Consider the following 14,923-nt stretch of genomic DNA (forward strand, 5'->3'; position numbering starts at 1 on the left):
TGACCTCACTGGATCATTTTAAAAGATATTAAATTCACAACCTATTATAAGATAGTTTTTTTAATATTGCAAGTTTTTTTAGCACTACATTGGCTTTACGGAATAAATATGGTCTATTTTGTCTCAAAAGATTATTTTTTAAAAAGCTAGTAGTATTCAAAAATCTACTTGAAAGTTTTTATTGAAGCTGTTTTATATCCGGTTTTGTAGGTTCTGTATAAATGGTTTGATTAGTATAATATATTACCATTCCCGGTTTGGCCCCATTTGGTTTATGGACATTTTTAATTTCTGTATAATCTACGGCTACTTTGGAGGAATTTTTAGCTTTACTGTAATATGCCGCAAGATTTGCAGCTTCTTCCAAAGTTTTATCTGGAACTTTGCCAAAATTTTTTATTATTACGTGAGATCCAGGAATCTCTTTAGTATGAAGCCATATATCCCTTTTATCTCCAAATTTGAGAGTAAGGTAATCGTTTTGAAGATTATTTTTACCTACATATATGTCTATTCCATCACTGGATACAAATTTCATTGGCTTGGAATCTCTACCCTTTTTTTTAGTATTTGATTTTTTAAATTTTATATACCCGCTTTCCATAAGTTCTCTTTTTATTTCTTCAATATCATCGTAGTTTTCACAATTCTTTATGTTGGTCATTACAGAAGTCAAATACTCCATTTCCTCTTTTGCTATTTTTAATTGTTCATTTGCAGCTTGTTCTGTTTTCTTTAATTTATTGTATTTTTTAAAATAACGTTGTATATTTTCGGAAGGAGTTTTATTTTTATCAAGTTTTATATCTAAATACTCCATTTTTTCACTATAGTAATTTTGAATTCCTATATGGCTGTCACCCTTTTTTATATTGTAGATCTGTGAAGTTAAGAGTTCACCATATATTCTAAAAGTATCTTTATTTTTAGCCTCTTTAATGCTATCTATTAGAATTTTTATTTTCTTAGTGCATCTTTCTAAGTTTATATTTATAAGTTTAGAAAGGTCAGAGCTTTTGTTGCTTAACCTATCACATTTGTCCTTTTCATAGTAAAATTCTTCTATTAATTGGGAAGGTGTAGTATAGCATTTTTCTTTGCATTTATTTAAATAGGTTAATTTATAACAGTAGAAATCTTTTACTTTTTCATTTTCTATGTAGGATGCAAAGTAAAAATTATCATTTATCACTTCATCAAAAATTTTCCTGCAAGAGTCGTATAGAAAGTCTAAATTGTTATTTTCTGAAAAATCTTTTTCACTATTTAATTTGTAGGATAATTCCTTCGAAAAGGAGCTACTTATGCCAGTAAACACTTTTGAAAAAAAACTTTTATCAATTTTTGTTGAGGTAGTTGTTAAAAACTTTACAAAATCCTCTTTTGTAAAGGAAAGGGGATTTAGTTTATTTGAAGTTGGTGGAAATACGTATTTTATTCCGGGAAATAGGGATCTCACGGTGTTTATTTCAGGTGTTATATGTTTTATACTATCCATGATCAAATTATCTCTTTTTCGAACTAAAGTTATATTACTATGTCTTCCCATTATTTCTATTACTAATGTATATATACTGTTAAAACCCAATTCATCTGAGCTTTCGAAATCTAAAAAAACAATTCTATCTGTGTCCAATTGCCTTATGTCAACTAATTTTGATGGGCTTAGGTGCTTCCTCAAAACCATGCAAAACATAGGGGGCTGAAGCGGATTTTGTTTGCTTTTAACTGTAATATGCATTTTAGGATATACTGGACTTGCACTTAATAAAAGCTTATAATTTTTTCTCCCATTTTTAATGCTTAATACTATTTCATCCTTTTCAGGTTGATTTATTTTTTCAACTTTTCCTCCTAGTATTTTTTCTTTCAATTCTTTTAAAACGCTGTGTATGAAAATACCGTCTAAAGCCATATTGTTCATCCTCTCGTAAGTTATGTATTTAATAAATTATATCATCTAGAATTTTTAAAATAAAGTTGTAAAAATTTTATTGATAAAAGATTATTACAGTAGTAAACTTAATTTGAAATATACAGCATCTTTATGGAAGGGTGAAAAATTTAATATGAAATTTATTAAAATGCAAGGTACTGGAAATGATTTCGTAGTAATAGATGACAGAGATAATAGATTTTTAGGAAAAGAAAAAGAACTTGGATTAAAGCTTTGTAATAGACATTTTGGAATAGGCGGAGATGGGATATTGATAGTTCGCCAGAGTGAAATTGCACAGATCAAAATGATAATAATAAACTCAGATGGTTCTTATGCATCTATGTGTGGAAATGGAATAAGATGTTTTGCAAAATATGTATGGGAAGAAAATTTAGTAAAAGAGTCTCCTATAAAGATAGAAACGGGGGATGGTATAAAGGAAGCATTTTTGAATATAGAAAATGGTAAAGTGAAGGAAGTCACTATTGATATGGGAACACCTTCTTTTGATCCAAAGAAAATTCCGGTAAACTCCTGTGATGAAGTTGTAAAAAAGGAATTAAAAATTAATGAAAAAACTTATAGTATTACTTCAATGTTTATGGGAGTACCTCATACAGTTATATTTGGTGATCTTGAAAAGTATGATGTGAAAGAAGGAAAGGCTATTGAAAAATATTCTATTTTCCCCGAAGGAACTAATGTAAACTTTTGTGAAGTTTTAAATAAGGACGAAATTAAAATAAAAACTTGGGAAAGAGGAGCAGGTCCAACTTTAGCCTGTGGTACGGGAACTTGTGCCTGTGCTGTAGCTTCAAATAAGCTTGGCTTTACAGAGGGAAAAGTTAAAGCTCACGTTCCAGGAGGAATTCTTTTTATAGAAGTGAAAGACAATAAAGTTTTTATGACAGGTCCTGCAGAGGTTTCGTTTAAAGGGGAATATGATATTTAATGAAAAACTTTAGAATGATAATTTTTTTTGTTTTCATGTCTTTTACATTTCTCATATTAAGTAGTTGTACACCTAGAGATGTAAACAAAGGTAAAAGTGGAGCAAATATTCATTATTCTAATGTTATAGCGGTTGAAGCTAAAGAAACTGATACGAAGATATTTAATGTGGATAATTATAAGTTATCTCAAAACTTAACGAATAACAATATAAATAATATAGAGGAAATGCTATATGACACAAAGAAAACCACTTTTATTTATTTAAATAAGGAAAAAGATTCTAATAAAAATAAAATAGATATAATTACTAAGGATTCTGTAGATGAAGTTAAAGATTTTTATAATGCACGAGATATTAAAATGGATTCTACAGGAGATAAGATTGCCTTTAGGACTTTTAAAAACAGCTCGGTATATAGTGCTGAGGGAATGAAAGTATACGATATAAAAAATAAAAAGTATTTAGATATTAAATCGAAGGTTCTAGTTTCTGGAGATTTATATGAGTGGCTAGACGATCATAGAATAATTTATTATGGAAGCATAGAAGGAAAAGCAAATTCTAATAGAGTATATATATATGATTTTAATACAGACAGAGAACAAATATATTTAAATGACATTAAAGGGTACTGTATATATTTTATTCCTTTAGGAAATGATATATTATTTTTATCGAGAAGTTACAATGAGTTATATTTATATTTTTATAATAATGAAAGTAAACAGTTTACACTTTTAAGTGATGGATTTACGGAAATATATAGTTCAGTATCAGATAAAAACAGAAAAAGTGTATTTTTTATTGGAAATCAAAAGGACAATAACACTGCACTTTATGAGTTTAAAGAGGAAAGTGGTACAGTAAACAGGATTACCTATGACTTTCCACAAACTCTTGGTATTTCTTCAGGAATAGCTGAAGATGAAAGTGGTAATGTATATTTTACAGGTATAGGAAATTCAGGTCAGCAGGATAATTTGGATGTATTTATGTATAATGCAGATGAAAAATCTATAAATGTTATATCTGAGCATGCTGGCAAGTATAAAATTTATAAAAATAATGAAATGTAAGGGTACTATGAAAATTACAGTTAAAGTAGTTTTTATAGTATCTTTTTTAATTAATAGTTAAGAATGAAGAATTAATAGTTAATGTGGATTTTTTTGAGTCGGGGTGTGGACATTTTCTTGGACTATCTAGGCTGTAAATTATTGTGCAGTGTCATTGCATAAATAATAAGAAGAGGAATATGGGAGTACTGAAATTTAATTTCAATAAAAGCTCATGTAATGACTGTATGGGCTTTTATTGAAATAATATTAAGAGTTTATAACTTATTAAAGTACAGTCTATTTAAATACCTTAACACGGTCTTCTAATGGTTGAAACTGTTTTTCATCTGGTTGTGCCGTTGGCTTTCCGAATGGCATTTGCGCAATTAACTTCCAATTGCTTGGTATACTCCATTCTTTTTCTACATCATCTTCAATAAGTTCGTTATAGTGTTGTAGTGATACTCCAAATCCTTCGACTTCTAATGCAGTCCAAATAACAAATTGGTGCATTCCACTTGCTTGTTGAGACCAAATTGGGAAGTTATCTTTATAGCGAGCAAATTGTTGCTGAAGAGACTCTATTACACTAGTATCTTCAAAGAATAAAACTGTACCATATCCACTTTTAAATGAATTTATTTTATTTTCAGTATCACTAAATTGATCGGCTGATACAACCTTTCTCAATGCTTCTTTTGTAATGTTCCATAATTTATCATGATGATTTCCTAATAATAAAACTACCCTTGCACTTTGCGAGTTAAATGCGGATGGGGTATGTTTAACAGTATGGTCTATGATTTCTTTAATTCTATCATCTGAAACTACAGCTTCCTTGCCAATTCCATAGAATGTACGTCTGTCTGCAACAGCAGTTAAAAAATCTTTTGACATTTAATCATTCCTCCAACTTATATGAAATTTTTCTTTTTTATTATTTGTAAATAGAAGTCAGTATATTCTTATTTAATATTAGCTGCTGCAACATCAGCAGATTTCTCTATATATGTATACTGTATAGCTATCTCTATGATATAATATACTTTAGATGTAAATTTGTAGTTCATGATGTTATTTATATAAAGACAATGGATTAAAGAGAAATTCACAGTTGTAATTTATTGTATAAGAAACTAAAAAGGAGGTTACTTCTTATGGATTCAGATATAGCTCCACTTGTAATAGGAACTTTAGGCGGCATTTTAATGATAATTTTAGGTTATATAAGCAATAAAGAGGATGAAAAAGAAAATAAAAATTGATACGTAGTTTCTTATATTGTTTACTAACTAAGGCCACATCAGGATGTTAATTCCAGCATGTGATCTATTTTTATACATATAAACGTTCATTTTAACATTGATTAAAATTTATAAACAATTTTAGCCAAACCAAATTCATTAAATATAAAGAAACGTCCTAAAAACATAGCACAAATAAATATAAAAGGTTCTATTTCCAAATAACTTGTCTTTATATCTTTCTTTTTCACTCTATTAAGCATCTTATATAAACAATAACCTACTATTGCTCCCAAAGTATTCAGTATGAAATCATCAATATCTGTACATCGAGTATTGAAAAGCTGACTTAATTCTATTAATATAGAAAAAGAACTTCCAATAATTATGGACTTCCATTTGTTCCAACTTGTCCAAATTAGTGGAATTAAAAATCCAAGAGGAATAAACAATATGATATTTAAAACATACTCTATTATATCTATATTTCCAGAAAAGGGTATCAAATTAATCTCATTTGGGTTTATTTTGAATCCATACATTTTAATATTATATAATGTTCCAGCACCCGTAAAATGTAGAACTCCAAAAATATAAAGTGCAAAAATAAAATTCCAAATTAAAAATCTTTTTTTATTTCTCATTTTATCTTTTCTAAATACTACATGTAGAATCACATATGTGATAAAAAACGGAATTAAAACAGAAAGCATTTCATATCCAATCAAAACCCAATTACGTATATCACTCATTATAGCTCGCCTTTCCTTATACACATCAAACATGCATGTGAGATATTGTCGTTGATATATCAATTTAGCTATTATTTTTGCATTTTTCTTATTATTCTTTGTAGGATTGTTACATCACTACTATAGACTTATTTATTTTTAATATTTTATATAATAACCAATATTAAAAATATAATTTGTAAAATCGTATAAAATTTAGATATTCTCTAAGAAAGTTGTAAACAATATCTAATTGTTTTAAAAAAGGAAATATTTTAAAATACAATATATAGTATATTACAAGCATACTATGGGAAAAATTTTTAAGCAATTTTCAAATTAGTATTGACTATATATTATATTAATTTACTTTTACATATCTCATTATTTTGATGATTTTTACCATATATTATTAGTTGATATTTAAATGTTAATAAAAATATTTTCATAATATCTATAGTATATGGGATATCACCAACATTTCCGACAAAACCCACACTAAGACAAAAAATGAGTAATTGTATAGATAATGATATAATTTACTTATTATTTAGTTCACAGTTGTAAATTATTACGTCACAATTATTAAACATAAAAAGGTTAAATTGATATAAGTATTATCGGATGACCACATGTAATGGTAGAAAGTAGTTATAAATTAAGGATATAGAAGGTGGGATAAAATGAACGCAGTTTTGACAGTAATACCAATTATACTTATTAGGTATGGACTTTTAAGTATAGTAAACAAAGAAGCACTTAAACGTGCGGGTTTATTTGCTCCAGTAATCGGAAGAGAAAAAGTAGCATATTGGGTTTATCAAATTTCAACTACCTTTATTTTACTATATTTGTTATTACTTAAAATCAGGGAAGACTCTGAGTGGTTTTATATAGGTCTAATAATCTATAGTTTGGGGATTATTTTATATGTGGTATCTATAATAAATTATGCTAATCCTAAAATGAGTGGAATAAATTTAAATGGGTTATATCGAGTATCCCGAAATCCTATGTACATTGCATATTTTCTTTCTTTCTTAGGATGTGTATTTCTAACTCAATCAAGGATATTGCTTGTGCTATTAATATGTTTTCAAATATCAGCGCATTGGATTATTCTTTCAGAAGAAAGATGGTGTATTAAGGAATTTGGAGAAGAATATTTAAAATATATGAATAGAGTAAGACGTTATATTTGATAGGTATAATAAAATTTTATTTCACCCATAATTCACATTTTTTTATTATATAAAAAAATATATAAAATGGGGCCATAACCAACATGGCTCCATTTATGATCCCTGAACATTATATAACTCATCTACCACAATTCTATTCTTATACATATACTGCATATCTAACCCTATGATATAATGTATTTTAGATGTAAATTTGTATTTCATGATGATATTTATATAAAGACAATGGATTAAATAGAAATTCACAGTTGTAAATTTATGCGTCATAATCGTATAATATGAGACCATTTATAGAATCTCTATTTTTCTTTATAATTAATGGATTATGTTTCTAAAAACTTCAAAAGAGCATTTTTATTTAATACGAGAATTTTTTTATATTTAGTATTAATCCATTGATATTGAGAGAATTTGTTTAAAGTTCTGCTTACCGTAACTCTACTTACACCTACAGCCTTTCCAATATCCTCATGGGTACGATCAATAGAACAATTAGTAGATAGACTCACATTTAGTAGATATTGGGCAATTCTTTTCTCTGCTGGTAAAAATGAAATATTGTCAATTTCATTTGATAACATTCTTACCTTTTTCGATAGAAGCTCTATAAAATTCAAAGCAAGAAGTGGCTCTTTTTGAAAATATAACATAATGTCAGATTTATTAATATTGATGATTTCTGAATCTGAAAAAGTTTTTGCCGATGACATTCTTGGAAAGCCATCAAAAAAAGAAGCTTCTCCAAAAATTTCTCCCTTTTTATAAATTGCTAAAATTTTTTCTAAGCCATCTGTGGAATTTACAAAAGCTTGAACTCTTCCTTCTTTTAGGTAATAAAAATTTTTAGCAATTTCTCCTTGACGATAAATTATTTGATTATCTTTAAGCATCTGTGCAGGTTTTGTCTTAAAAGTTTCAAACAATCTAGTAGGAATACCTATTTTATGGACTAAAAACAAATCCCATGTATTCAAGAAAAAACACCTCCATTTAGTAATTATTTTTTGATTGTATCATAGTTTACATTATTCATAAAAGTTTTATGTGATAATATAATAAAACAATTTATGGAGGTAGCAAAAAAATGAAATGGAATAGTAATCTATATGATAATAAACATTCTTTTGTAGCAGAATATGGTAAGCCTATGATTAATTTTGTGAATGTGGGAAAAGAGCAAAAAATTTTGGATTTAGGATGTGGTACAGGGGTATTAACAAATGAGCTGGCAAAAAACGGTGCAACTGTTATTGGAATAGATTTATCAAAAAATATGATTGGTAAGGCAAAATCTAATTATCCTAACTTAATCTTTCAAGTGGAGGATGCAACAAGTTTGCCTTTTAAAAATGAGTTTGATACTGTTTTTTCTAATGCGGTTTTTCATTGGATATCAAATCAAGAAAAATTGTTGCATTCTGTTTATACTTGTTTAAAAGATAATGGGACGTTGATTTGTGAATTTGGAGCACAAAATAATATAAGTCAAATACAAACTGCTTTTGAAAAGGTAATAGAACAAAAGGGATATTCTTATTGTTCACCATTCTTTTTTCCTTCAAAGGAAGAATATAAGTTATTATTAGATCAAGCTGGTTTTGAAGTAAAACATATCATTGAATATGATAGACCAACACCACTTGCTGATGAGGAAAAAGGACTACGTAACTGGATTTGTCAATTCTTTACAAGTGATTTACTAGAATTTTCAGACGAACAAAAGGAGCAAATATTACTTGAAACAGAAAAACTTTGCAAAAATAGCATATGGAAAAACAACCAATGGGTAGCGGATTACAGGCGTATTCAAATTATTGCAGTTAAAAATAAAAACAATCGTACCAAATGAACATAATAGGTAATTATATTTTTTAGTTCGGAATGTTCTTATTATACGAAATAAATATAGATCATAAATGGAGCTATAACCAACATAGCTCCATTTATGATCCTTGACCATTATATAACTCATCTACCACAAATCCATTCTATACATATACTGCATGTCCAAGCCCTATGATATAATATATTTTAGATGTAAATTTGTAGTCAATCCTGTTATTTATATAAAGACAATGGATTAAAGAGAAATTCACAGTTGTAATTTATTGAGTTACAATCACAAGGTAAAATGAGCAATAAAACTATTTTAATCACGCTTTAGAGGAGTTTTTATAATGGAAATAATTGAAGGTGAATACATATTTACAGACGATGCTACTCGGATTAAATTAGGTGAGGTTTGCAGCCTGTTAAGGCAATCTCATTGGGCTAAAAATCGACCTGCTGAAATCATTGCTAAAACAATTGAAACTTCACTTTGTTTTGCAATTTATCACAATGATATACAAATTGGATTTGCAAGAGTTATAAGTGATTATGCTGTCTACAGTCTAATATTAGATGTAATTATTGATGAAAAATATAGGGGTAATGGCTTAGGAAAAAAACTAATTGAATTTATAAACAACTATCCAAGTATAAAAGATACAAGTAAAGTTCTTTGGACAAAATATGCTGAAAGATTATATTTGAAATGTGGATTTAAAGAAGAAGGTTTTTATAAATTTATGTTTAATAGACCTTAATTAAATACCGTTGTGACGGAATATTCACAACTTTTTCTTTATAAATTATACTTAGCTAGTTCCTGTTTAAATTTATTCAAAATATAAAGCTCTTTACTATTAGCAATTCTAGTATTTTCATCTATGCAAAGTAGATTAGATTGTCTTTGCATGTCATTTACTAACGAGTTTAATAAGTTATTAAAGTTACCATAGCTAAAAGAGTTTGCGCTTTTTGAATTGAAATTAGGATTAGCCATATTAAGTTCGTTAAGTTTAAACATAGCTATTCCTGCATCAAGTCTGTCTTCTTTAGAAAGGCTATTTACAACATTGTCCCAAGATTTAACTACACTGTCAGGGGCATTTCTTAGTATATCTGAACCAGATAATTTGTTTTTAGCCTCATCCATGCTTGATTTAAAAGTTGATATGTTATTAGTTGTGTTTGTATTAGAAATATAATTAGAATTTTTAGTATAGATATTTTTTGAATTGATTTTCATGTATAATTCTCCTATTCTACATTAATGGTAATCTTGTCGGAAAGTTTATTATAGCTGTCTATCCTACAATCATTTGGGCCTCCACATAAATCCCCTTCACACAAAACTTCAATTCCAAGTTTTAATTTTATTTTACAATTTATATATCGTATGTAAATTAGGTAAATTTATAGAACATATTGAATAAAAACCCATATTATGAGATACAATTAGCAATTTCAACTTATTACCATATATCTACAATATAAATATATAAGAGTACCCATAATACATGAATATGAAGAATATTAATGATTTATTAAAATAGAAATGAAAAATAAGAAAAGGGGCTATAGCTTAAATATAGCTCCTTTTATGATATTCTGACCATTATACAACTTATTTGCCACAGTATTAGCAGATTGCTCTATGTACGTTCATGCCTATCTTATGCACATAACTTATTGTCAATATATGTTTAATTTCATGTATAAAAATTTTGTCCTGAGATTTATTTTATTATGGAATTCGTATACCAAATATTTACAAAATTAATTTTCTTATTTCTATTTTTTTTGTAATATATAGCAGGAAAATCTAATTTATTGTAGAATTTATAAATTAAAACATTATAGGAGGTATATGAAAAATGAAAAATTTAAAAGAGAGTGTTTTAAAGAAAAGTATGAAAGTGGTAGGTTGTTTGTCTTTATTTCTAGAAGCTTTAGTTATAGTCCCAGCATCAGCAGGTTGTTACCATCAGCCAAAATGTCCTGATGAACTTTTGAAATAATTACTTAGTCTTTTACAAATACTTAGGTTAAAGATTTTAATAATGAAAAATACAAAATTATTGGTTTTTATCTATAGTATTTATAAAAAACTTTAGAATCAAAGGGGGAATATTGTGGTTGCTGTTATAAGAGAAATAATTATGGATACTATAGAAGCATTACTTCTTTTAGGTATTTTTGAAGCACTGTATGATAAGAAAAAATTTATAATACAGAATAAAATTAGAACAGGATTATTTTGTGTATTGTATATTTTTGGAACTTATTGGTGTACATTACATATGGTACTAGTTGACCACACATTGTTCCTTCTAGTGTACGATGTTTTATTAATTGCTTGGATTATGAAAATAAAGATTTTTGATTCTATAGTTATAGTTTCTTTATTTTTTACAATAATTTTTAGTACAGAATTTTTTGTTCAAATCATTGAAATGTTTATATTTGATCTGGATTTGAATCAAGTTTTTTTAAATTCTATAGGTGCATGGGCTGCTACATTAATTTCTAAAGCATTACAAATTTTTATTGTAGCTATGATTTTTAAATTTAATTATTATTTTGTTAAACTTAAATTATTTGAAAAAGAAGGGGCTGTTTTTGCTAGTTTAATAATTGAATCAGTAGTGGTTACTATCTTAGTATTTTGCGTTAATTTTAGCCTACTTGATATAAAAAATATACAAATGTATAATATTTTAATTTTTACTGTGTATTTCATATTTCTAATTTTAAAATTTAAAAACTTAAAGGAAAAACAAACACTTGTAAATATAAATACTAAGTATAAAGTTCAAGAAAGCCAAATTAAAAATATGGAAGAAATAATTAGTATAATAAGGCAGGAAAAGCACGATTTTGCCAACCACATAAATGTTATACAGGGATTATGTTTATTAAACAAGCCTAACACTGTTGAAAGAATAAATAATTATGTGTTGAAAATTTCAGATACCATGCAGTCTTCCTTTAAGTATTTAGATACAGGAAATGATTACATAGATGGATTATTATCTATCAAAAACAACTATGCTGTGAAAAATAACATAAATTTTGAAGTAATGATTGATGAACCGTTTGATTTGATAAAAGTCAGACAGGATGAATTGATAAGTATAATAAGCAACCTGGTAGATAATGCATTTGAAGCGTTTCAATCTAAGTTATATACTGATGATAAGGAGATAGCTGTCAGCACTTTTAGAGAGCATGAAGATTTTTGTATTGAAGTAGCTGATAATGGGGATGTCATTCCAGAAGACATGATAAAAAAGATTTTTGATAGAGGATTTTCCACAAAAACAACTAAGAAGAGTGGCCACGGTTTTGGATTGTATATTATTAAACAATTAGTTGAAGAAAACAATGGAAGAATATACGTGGAAAGCAGTCCTGAAATTACTAAATTTTTAGTGAAATTTAAGATAGAAGGATAGATAAGAGAATGAATTTATAGGCTCTAAAGTAAAAAGTTTTTGAAGTAGGCCCACAATTTTCTAATCTAAAACTAAAAACAGAGCTGTAACCCAATATAGCTCTGTTTTTATATATTCGAGGGTGTAGGTTAGTACCTAAAACTTATGTACTATTTTGTTTTATTGTTACTCAAAGCTATTCCTAAAGCAGCGCCAATTGATATTCCTAAAGCAAGATTATTGAATGATACTCCAAATGAAATACCCAAACTTATTCCAATAGCTAAATAATCATAGCTTTTTTTATTTGCCTTTTTATTCTGTTCCATAAATAAATTCCTTTCTCAATAAATAAATTGCCTTATTTATTAAATTTATATTTAACTAATAATTTCTTATTAACTCCAAAATATGATGCAATTTGGCCTTTACACATATTTTCTAAAGAATATTTGTCAATGTTTTTTTCGTCAATTAAAAGTTCAGCTGCAAACTTGTTTGCTTCATTTTCAATTCTCCCCCTGGGGAATAACGTATATTCTCTTATAAAGCAAGTGGATCTATGGTAGAGGAGTAAAGCATGTCCTAATTCATGCGCCAATACAATAACTTTTTCAACTCGTTCAAGTTAAAGTTTATTATTAGACTAATGTAAAATCCCTTAGTATTTTCCCTTTTTCCTACCAATGTCAACTAAATTGTTTCACAATATTTTCATATTAAGTTAAAATTTCATATGTGCAAAAGTTGTCTTAATTATATTTTATCATCATTGTTTAAAGATAAAAAAGGTGGCTATAATTTAGATATGTAAATAATAATGAAAAGGGGAAAGTAAAGTGTTTCCTGTAGAATTAAAGAATATAAATATAGAAGATATTTCTATAGAAATAGATGTGATAAAAAAAATACCTGAAGAAATAGCTAGGGATAATTGTTTAATAGCTTTAAAGATGGAAGAAAATAAATTATTTATAGCCGTAGATAAAGTACCAAGTTTTAATTTAATTGAGGAACTAAAATTTATATTGGGAAAAGAACTTAAATTTTTTAGGACTAGTAGGGAAGTTATATTTAAGCTAATAAATAAGTACTACTGCAAACAAAATTTAGATCATGCATTGAAAGACATAAAGTTAAAAGAGAGTATTCCAGAATTAATTGCTAATCCACTTAAAGATAAATATAAATTTCAAGGTTCTCCAGTTATAAAGGCAGCTAATTACATAATTGACAAGGCCATAGATGAAAGAGCCAGTGATTTGCATATAGAACCATTTGAAAATGGTGTTACCATAAGAATGAGAGTGGATGGAATTATGAGGGAGTATATTAAAATACCAAAGTCTATCTATCCTCTTCTGTGTACTAGAATAAAGATAATGGCAGAGCTTGATATAGCAGAAAAGAGGATACCCCAAGATGGAAAGATAAAGTATGTTAAACAAAATCTAAACTATGATTTAAGGGTATCTACGCTTCCTACTATATATGGCGAAAAAGTAGTTTTAAGAATTTTATATAGAGATGAAAACATAAAAGACATGACTGCACTTGGATTTTCAAAAGAAAGTGAAGATAAAATAGAAAGAATGCTATGTTGCGATCACGGACTTCTTCTAGCTGTCGGGCCAACCGGTTCCGGGAAATCCACCACATTATATTCCCTATTAAATAATATAAATAGGTGTGAAAAAAATATAGTGAGTATAGAAGATCCTGTGGAATATACATTAGAAGGTATAAATCAAGTAAATGTAAATACCAAGATAGGGTTTAATTTTGCAGAAGGATTGAGAAGTATACTAAGGCAAGATCCAGATGTAATAATGGTAGGTGAAATAAGAGATGAAGAAACAGCTCATATAGCAATAAGGGCAGCAGTAACGGGACACTTGGTTTTAAGTACGCTGCATACTAATAATCCTCTTGAATCTGTCATAAGGCTTCAAGATATGGGAGTGCCAGAATATTTTATAGAAGACGCTTTGGTAGGTGTAATATGCCAGAGACTGGTTAGAAAAATATGTACCCATTGTAAAAGCAGATATGTACCTTCACTTCAAGAGATTAAAGAACTAAATTTATCTTCTAATTGTTATTTGTATAGAGGAAAAGGGTGTTCCAAATGCAGTCATACAGGATATAAAGGAAGAACAGTAGTATACCAGATAGTTAGCAAGAAAGATATTAGAAGACAGTATAGAAAAAATGATAAAATTAATTTTAAGGATGGTATAAAAAAATCAAATACTATTTCTTTGAGACAAAAATGTATAGAGCTTATTAAATCAGGAATTACAACTTATGAAGAACTACTAAGGCTAAACTTATCCGATGACTACCCGCACTAATATTCCCACTTTTTCAAGTGGGAATAAAGAGCGGCTATGTCCCTGGATAACGATTTCTAAGTATCAGATGGAGTTAAACTCCATCTGATATCAAGAACTCTGTTTATTTGATTGCGATATTAAGGTTAGGTGATGGAATATAATAAAATACTGGGCAATTGATACAAAAGGTAAAAAAA

General features: G+C 27.8%; 15 protein-coding genes. 8 read left to right on the forward strand and 7 right to left on the reverse strand.

Going from position 1 to position 14,923, the window contains the following annotated elements; translation table 11 throughout:
• Positions 1 to 178: 178 nt before the first annotated feature.
• The gene (locus tag CLJU_RS05280; RefSeq protein WP_013237740.1) at positions 179 to 1,915 is read right to left on the reverse strand and encodes an Rqc2 family fibronectin-binding protein; all 1,737 of its coding nucleotides are present in this window, start codon (positions 1,913 to 1,915) and stop codon (positions 179 to 181) included.
• Between the two features lie 154 nt (positions 1,916 to 2,069).
• Between CLJU_RS05280 and dapF the strand changes: the two genes are divergently transcribed.
• Positions 2,070 to 2,891 (forward strand): diaminopimelate epimerase, encoded by an 822-nt coding sequence (dapF, locus tag CLJU_RS05285; RefSeq protein ID WP_013237741.1) that lies wholly within the window; start codon positions 2,070 to 2,072, stop codon positions 2,889 to 2,891.
• Positions 2,891 to 3,970: a hypothetical protein gene (locus CLJU_RS05290; protein ID WP_013237742.1), complete on the forward strand. Its 1,080-nt coding sequence runs from the start codon at positions 2,891 to 2,893 to the stop codon at positions 3,968 to 3,970. Before dapF ends, CLJU_RS05290 begins: the two co-directional genes overlap by 1 nt.
• Positions 3,971 to 4,249: 279 nt before the next feature.
• On the opposite strand, the gene CLJU_RS05295 is transcribed toward CLJU_RS05290, so the two are convergent.
• Both CLJU_RS05295 and CLJU_RS05300 read right to left on the reverse strand, forming a co-directional pair.
• Positions 4,250 to 4,849, reverse strand: a complete 600-nt coding sequence (locus CLJU_RS05295; protein WP_013237743.1) for a nitroreductase family protein — start codon at positions 4,847 to 4,849, stop codon at positions 4,250 to 4,252.
• 469 nt (positions 4,850 to 5,318) lie between these two features.
• On the reverse strand, positions 5,319 to 5,948 hold the full coding sequence (locus CLJU_RS05300) for a VanZ family protein (RefSeq protein ID WP_013237745.1): 630 nt from the start codon (positions 5,946 to 5,948) through the stop codon (positions 5,319 to 5,321).
• Positions 5,949 to 6,610: 662 nt separating this feature from the next.
• Between CLJU_RS05300 and CLJU_RS05305 the strand changes: the two genes are divergently transcribed.
• A complete protein-coding gene (locus CLJU_RS05305; RefSeq protein ID WP_013237747.1) occupies positions 6,611 to 7,129 on the forward strand; it encodes a methyltransferase family protein in 519 nt (172 codons plus the stop codon).
• Positions 7,130 to 7,452: 323 nt separating this feature from the next.
• Here CLJU_RS05305 and CLJU_RS05310 read toward each other — a convergent pair whose 3' ends face one another.
• Positions 7,453 to 8,103, reverse strand: a complete 651-nt coding sequence (locus CLJU_RS05310) for a Crp/Fnr family transcriptional regulator (RefSeq protein WP_013237748.1) — start codon at positions 8,101 to 8,103, stop codon at positions 7,453 to 7,455.
• A gap of 110 nt (positions 8,104 to 8,213) precedes the next feature.
• Here CLJU_RS05310 and CLJU_RS05315 point away from each other — a divergent pair, with 110 nt between their 5' ends.
• Both CLJU_RS05315 and CLJU_RS05320 read left to right on the forward strand, forming a co-directional pair.
• Complete coding sequence (locus CLJU_RS05315) at positions 8,214 to 8,978, forward strand: class I SAM-dependent methyltransferase (RefSeq protein ID WP_013237749.1); 765 nt, start codon at positions 8,214 to 8,216, stop codon at positions 8,976 to 8,978.
• Positions 8,979 to 9,306: 328 nt separating this feature from the next.
• Positions 9,307 to 9,717 (forward strand): GNAT family N-acetyltransferase, encoded by a 411-nt coding sequence (locus CLJU_RS05320; RefSeq protein WP_013237750.1) that lies wholly within the window; start codon positions 9,307 to 9,309, stop codon positions 9,715 to 9,717.
• A 38-nt stretch (positions 9,718 to 9,755) separates the two neighbouring features.
• On the opposite strand, the gene CLJU_RS05325 is transcribed toward CLJU_RS05320, so the two are convergent.
• The gene (locus CLJU_RS05325; protein WP_013237751.1) at positions 9,756 to 10,202 is read right to left on the reverse strand and encodes a hypothetical protein; all 447 of its coding nucleotides are present in this window, start codon (positions 10,200 to 10,202) and stop codon (positions 9,756 to 9,758) included.
• A 628-nt stretch (positions 10,203 to 10,830) separates the two neighbouring features.
• Here CLJU_RS05325 and CLJU_RS21560 point away from each other — a divergent pair.
• Both CLJU_RS21560 and CLJU_RS05330 read left to right on the forward strand, forming a co-directional pair.
• On the forward strand, positions 10,831 to 10,974 hold the full coding sequence (locus tag CLJU_RS21560; RefSeq protein WP_023163052.1) for a cyclic lactone autoinducer peptide: 144 nt from the start codon (positions 10,831 to 10,833) through the stop codon (positions 10,972 to 10,974).
• A 114-nt stretch (positions 10,975 to 11,088) separates the two neighbouring features.
• A complete protein-coding gene (locus CLJU_RS05330; protein ID WP_013237752.1) occupies positions 11,089 to 12,411 on the forward strand; it encodes a sensor histidine kinase in 1,323 nt (440 codons plus the stop codon).
• Positions 12,412 to 12,560: 149 nt separating this feature from the next.
• Here the strand turns inward: CLJU_RS05330 and CLJU_RS22545 are convergent, their stop codons facing one another.
• The gene (locus CLJU_RS22545; RefSeq protein WP_013237753.1) at positions 12,561 to 12,719 is read right to left on the reverse strand and encodes a glycine zipper domain-containing protein; all 159 of its coding nucleotides are present in this window, start codon (positions 12,717 to 12,719) and stop codon (positions 12,561 to 12,563) included.
• A 32-nt stretch (positions 12,720 to 12,751) separates the two neighbouring features.
• Positions 12,752 to 12,991 (reverse strand): ImmA/IrrE family metallo-endopeptidase, encoded by a 240-nt coding sequence (locus CLJU_RS05335; RefSeq protein WP_013237754.1) that lies wholly within the window; start codon positions 12,989 to 12,991, stop codon positions 12,752 to 12,754.
• A 238-nt stretch (positions 12,992 to 13,229) separates the two neighbouring features.
• Between CLJU_RS05335 and CLJU_RS05340 the strand changes: the two genes are divergently transcribed.
• Positions 13,230 to 14,744 carry a GspE/PulE family protein gene (locus tag CLJU_RS05340; protein WP_013237755.1) on the forward strand — a complete coding sequence of 505 codons (1,515 nt, stop codon included), beginning with the start codon at positions 13,230 to 13,232 and terminating at the stop codon, positions 14,742 to 14,744.
• Positions 14,745 to 14,923: the final 179 nt, after the last annotated feature.

Source organism: Clostridium ljungdahlii DSM 13528 (assembly GCF_000143685.1).
Classification (GTDB): domain Bacteria; phylum Bacillota; class Clostridia; order Clostridiales; family Clostridiaceae; genus Clostridium_B; species Clostridium_B ljungdahlii.

Bases quoted from the DNA above. Each gene is read 5' to 3' on its own strand.
- CLJU_RS05280 (WP_013237740.1), bottom strand. From the start codon at position 1,915: ATGGCTTTAGACGGTATTTTCATACACAGCGTTTTAAAAGAATTGAAA.
- dapF (WP_013237741.1), top strand. From the start codon at position 2,070: ATGAAATTTATTAAAATGCAAGGTACTGGAAATGATTTCGTAGTAATA.
- CLJU_RS05290 (WP_013237742.1), top strand. From the start codon at position 2,891: ATGAAAAACTTTAGAATGATAATTTTTTTTGTTTTCATGTCTTTTACA.
- CLJU_RS05295 (WP_013237743.1), bottom strand. From the start codon at position 4,849: ATGTCAAAAGATTTTTTAACTGCTGTTGCAGACAGACGTACATTCTAT.
- CLJU_RS05300 (WP_013237745.1), bottom strand. From the start codon at position 5,948: ATGAGTGATATACGTAATTGGGTTTTGATTGGATATGAAATGCTTTCT.
- CLJU_RS05305 (WP_013237747.1), top strand. From the start codon at position 6,611: ATGAACGCAGTTTTGACAGTAATACCAATTATACTTATTAGGTATGGA.
- CLJU_RS05315 (WP_013237749.1), top strand. From the start codon at position 8,214: ATGAAATGGAATAGTAATCTATATGATAATAAACATTCTTTTGTAGCA.
- CLJU_RS05320 (WP_013237750.1), top strand. From the start codon at position 9,307: ATGGAAATAATTGAAGGTGAATACATATTTACAGACGATGCTACTCGG.
- CLJU_RS05325 (WP_013237751.1), bottom strand. From the start codon at position 10,202: ATGAAAATCAATTCAAAAAATATCTATACTAAAAATTCTAATTATATT.
- CLJU_RS21560 (WP_023163052.1), top strand. From the start codon at position 10,831: ATGAAAAATTTAAAAGAGAGTGTTTTAAAGAAAAGTATGAAAGTGGTA.
- CLJU_RS22545 (WP_013237753.1), bottom strand. From the start codon at position 12,719: ATGGAACAGAATAAAAAGGCAAATAAAAAAAGCTATGATTATTTAGCT.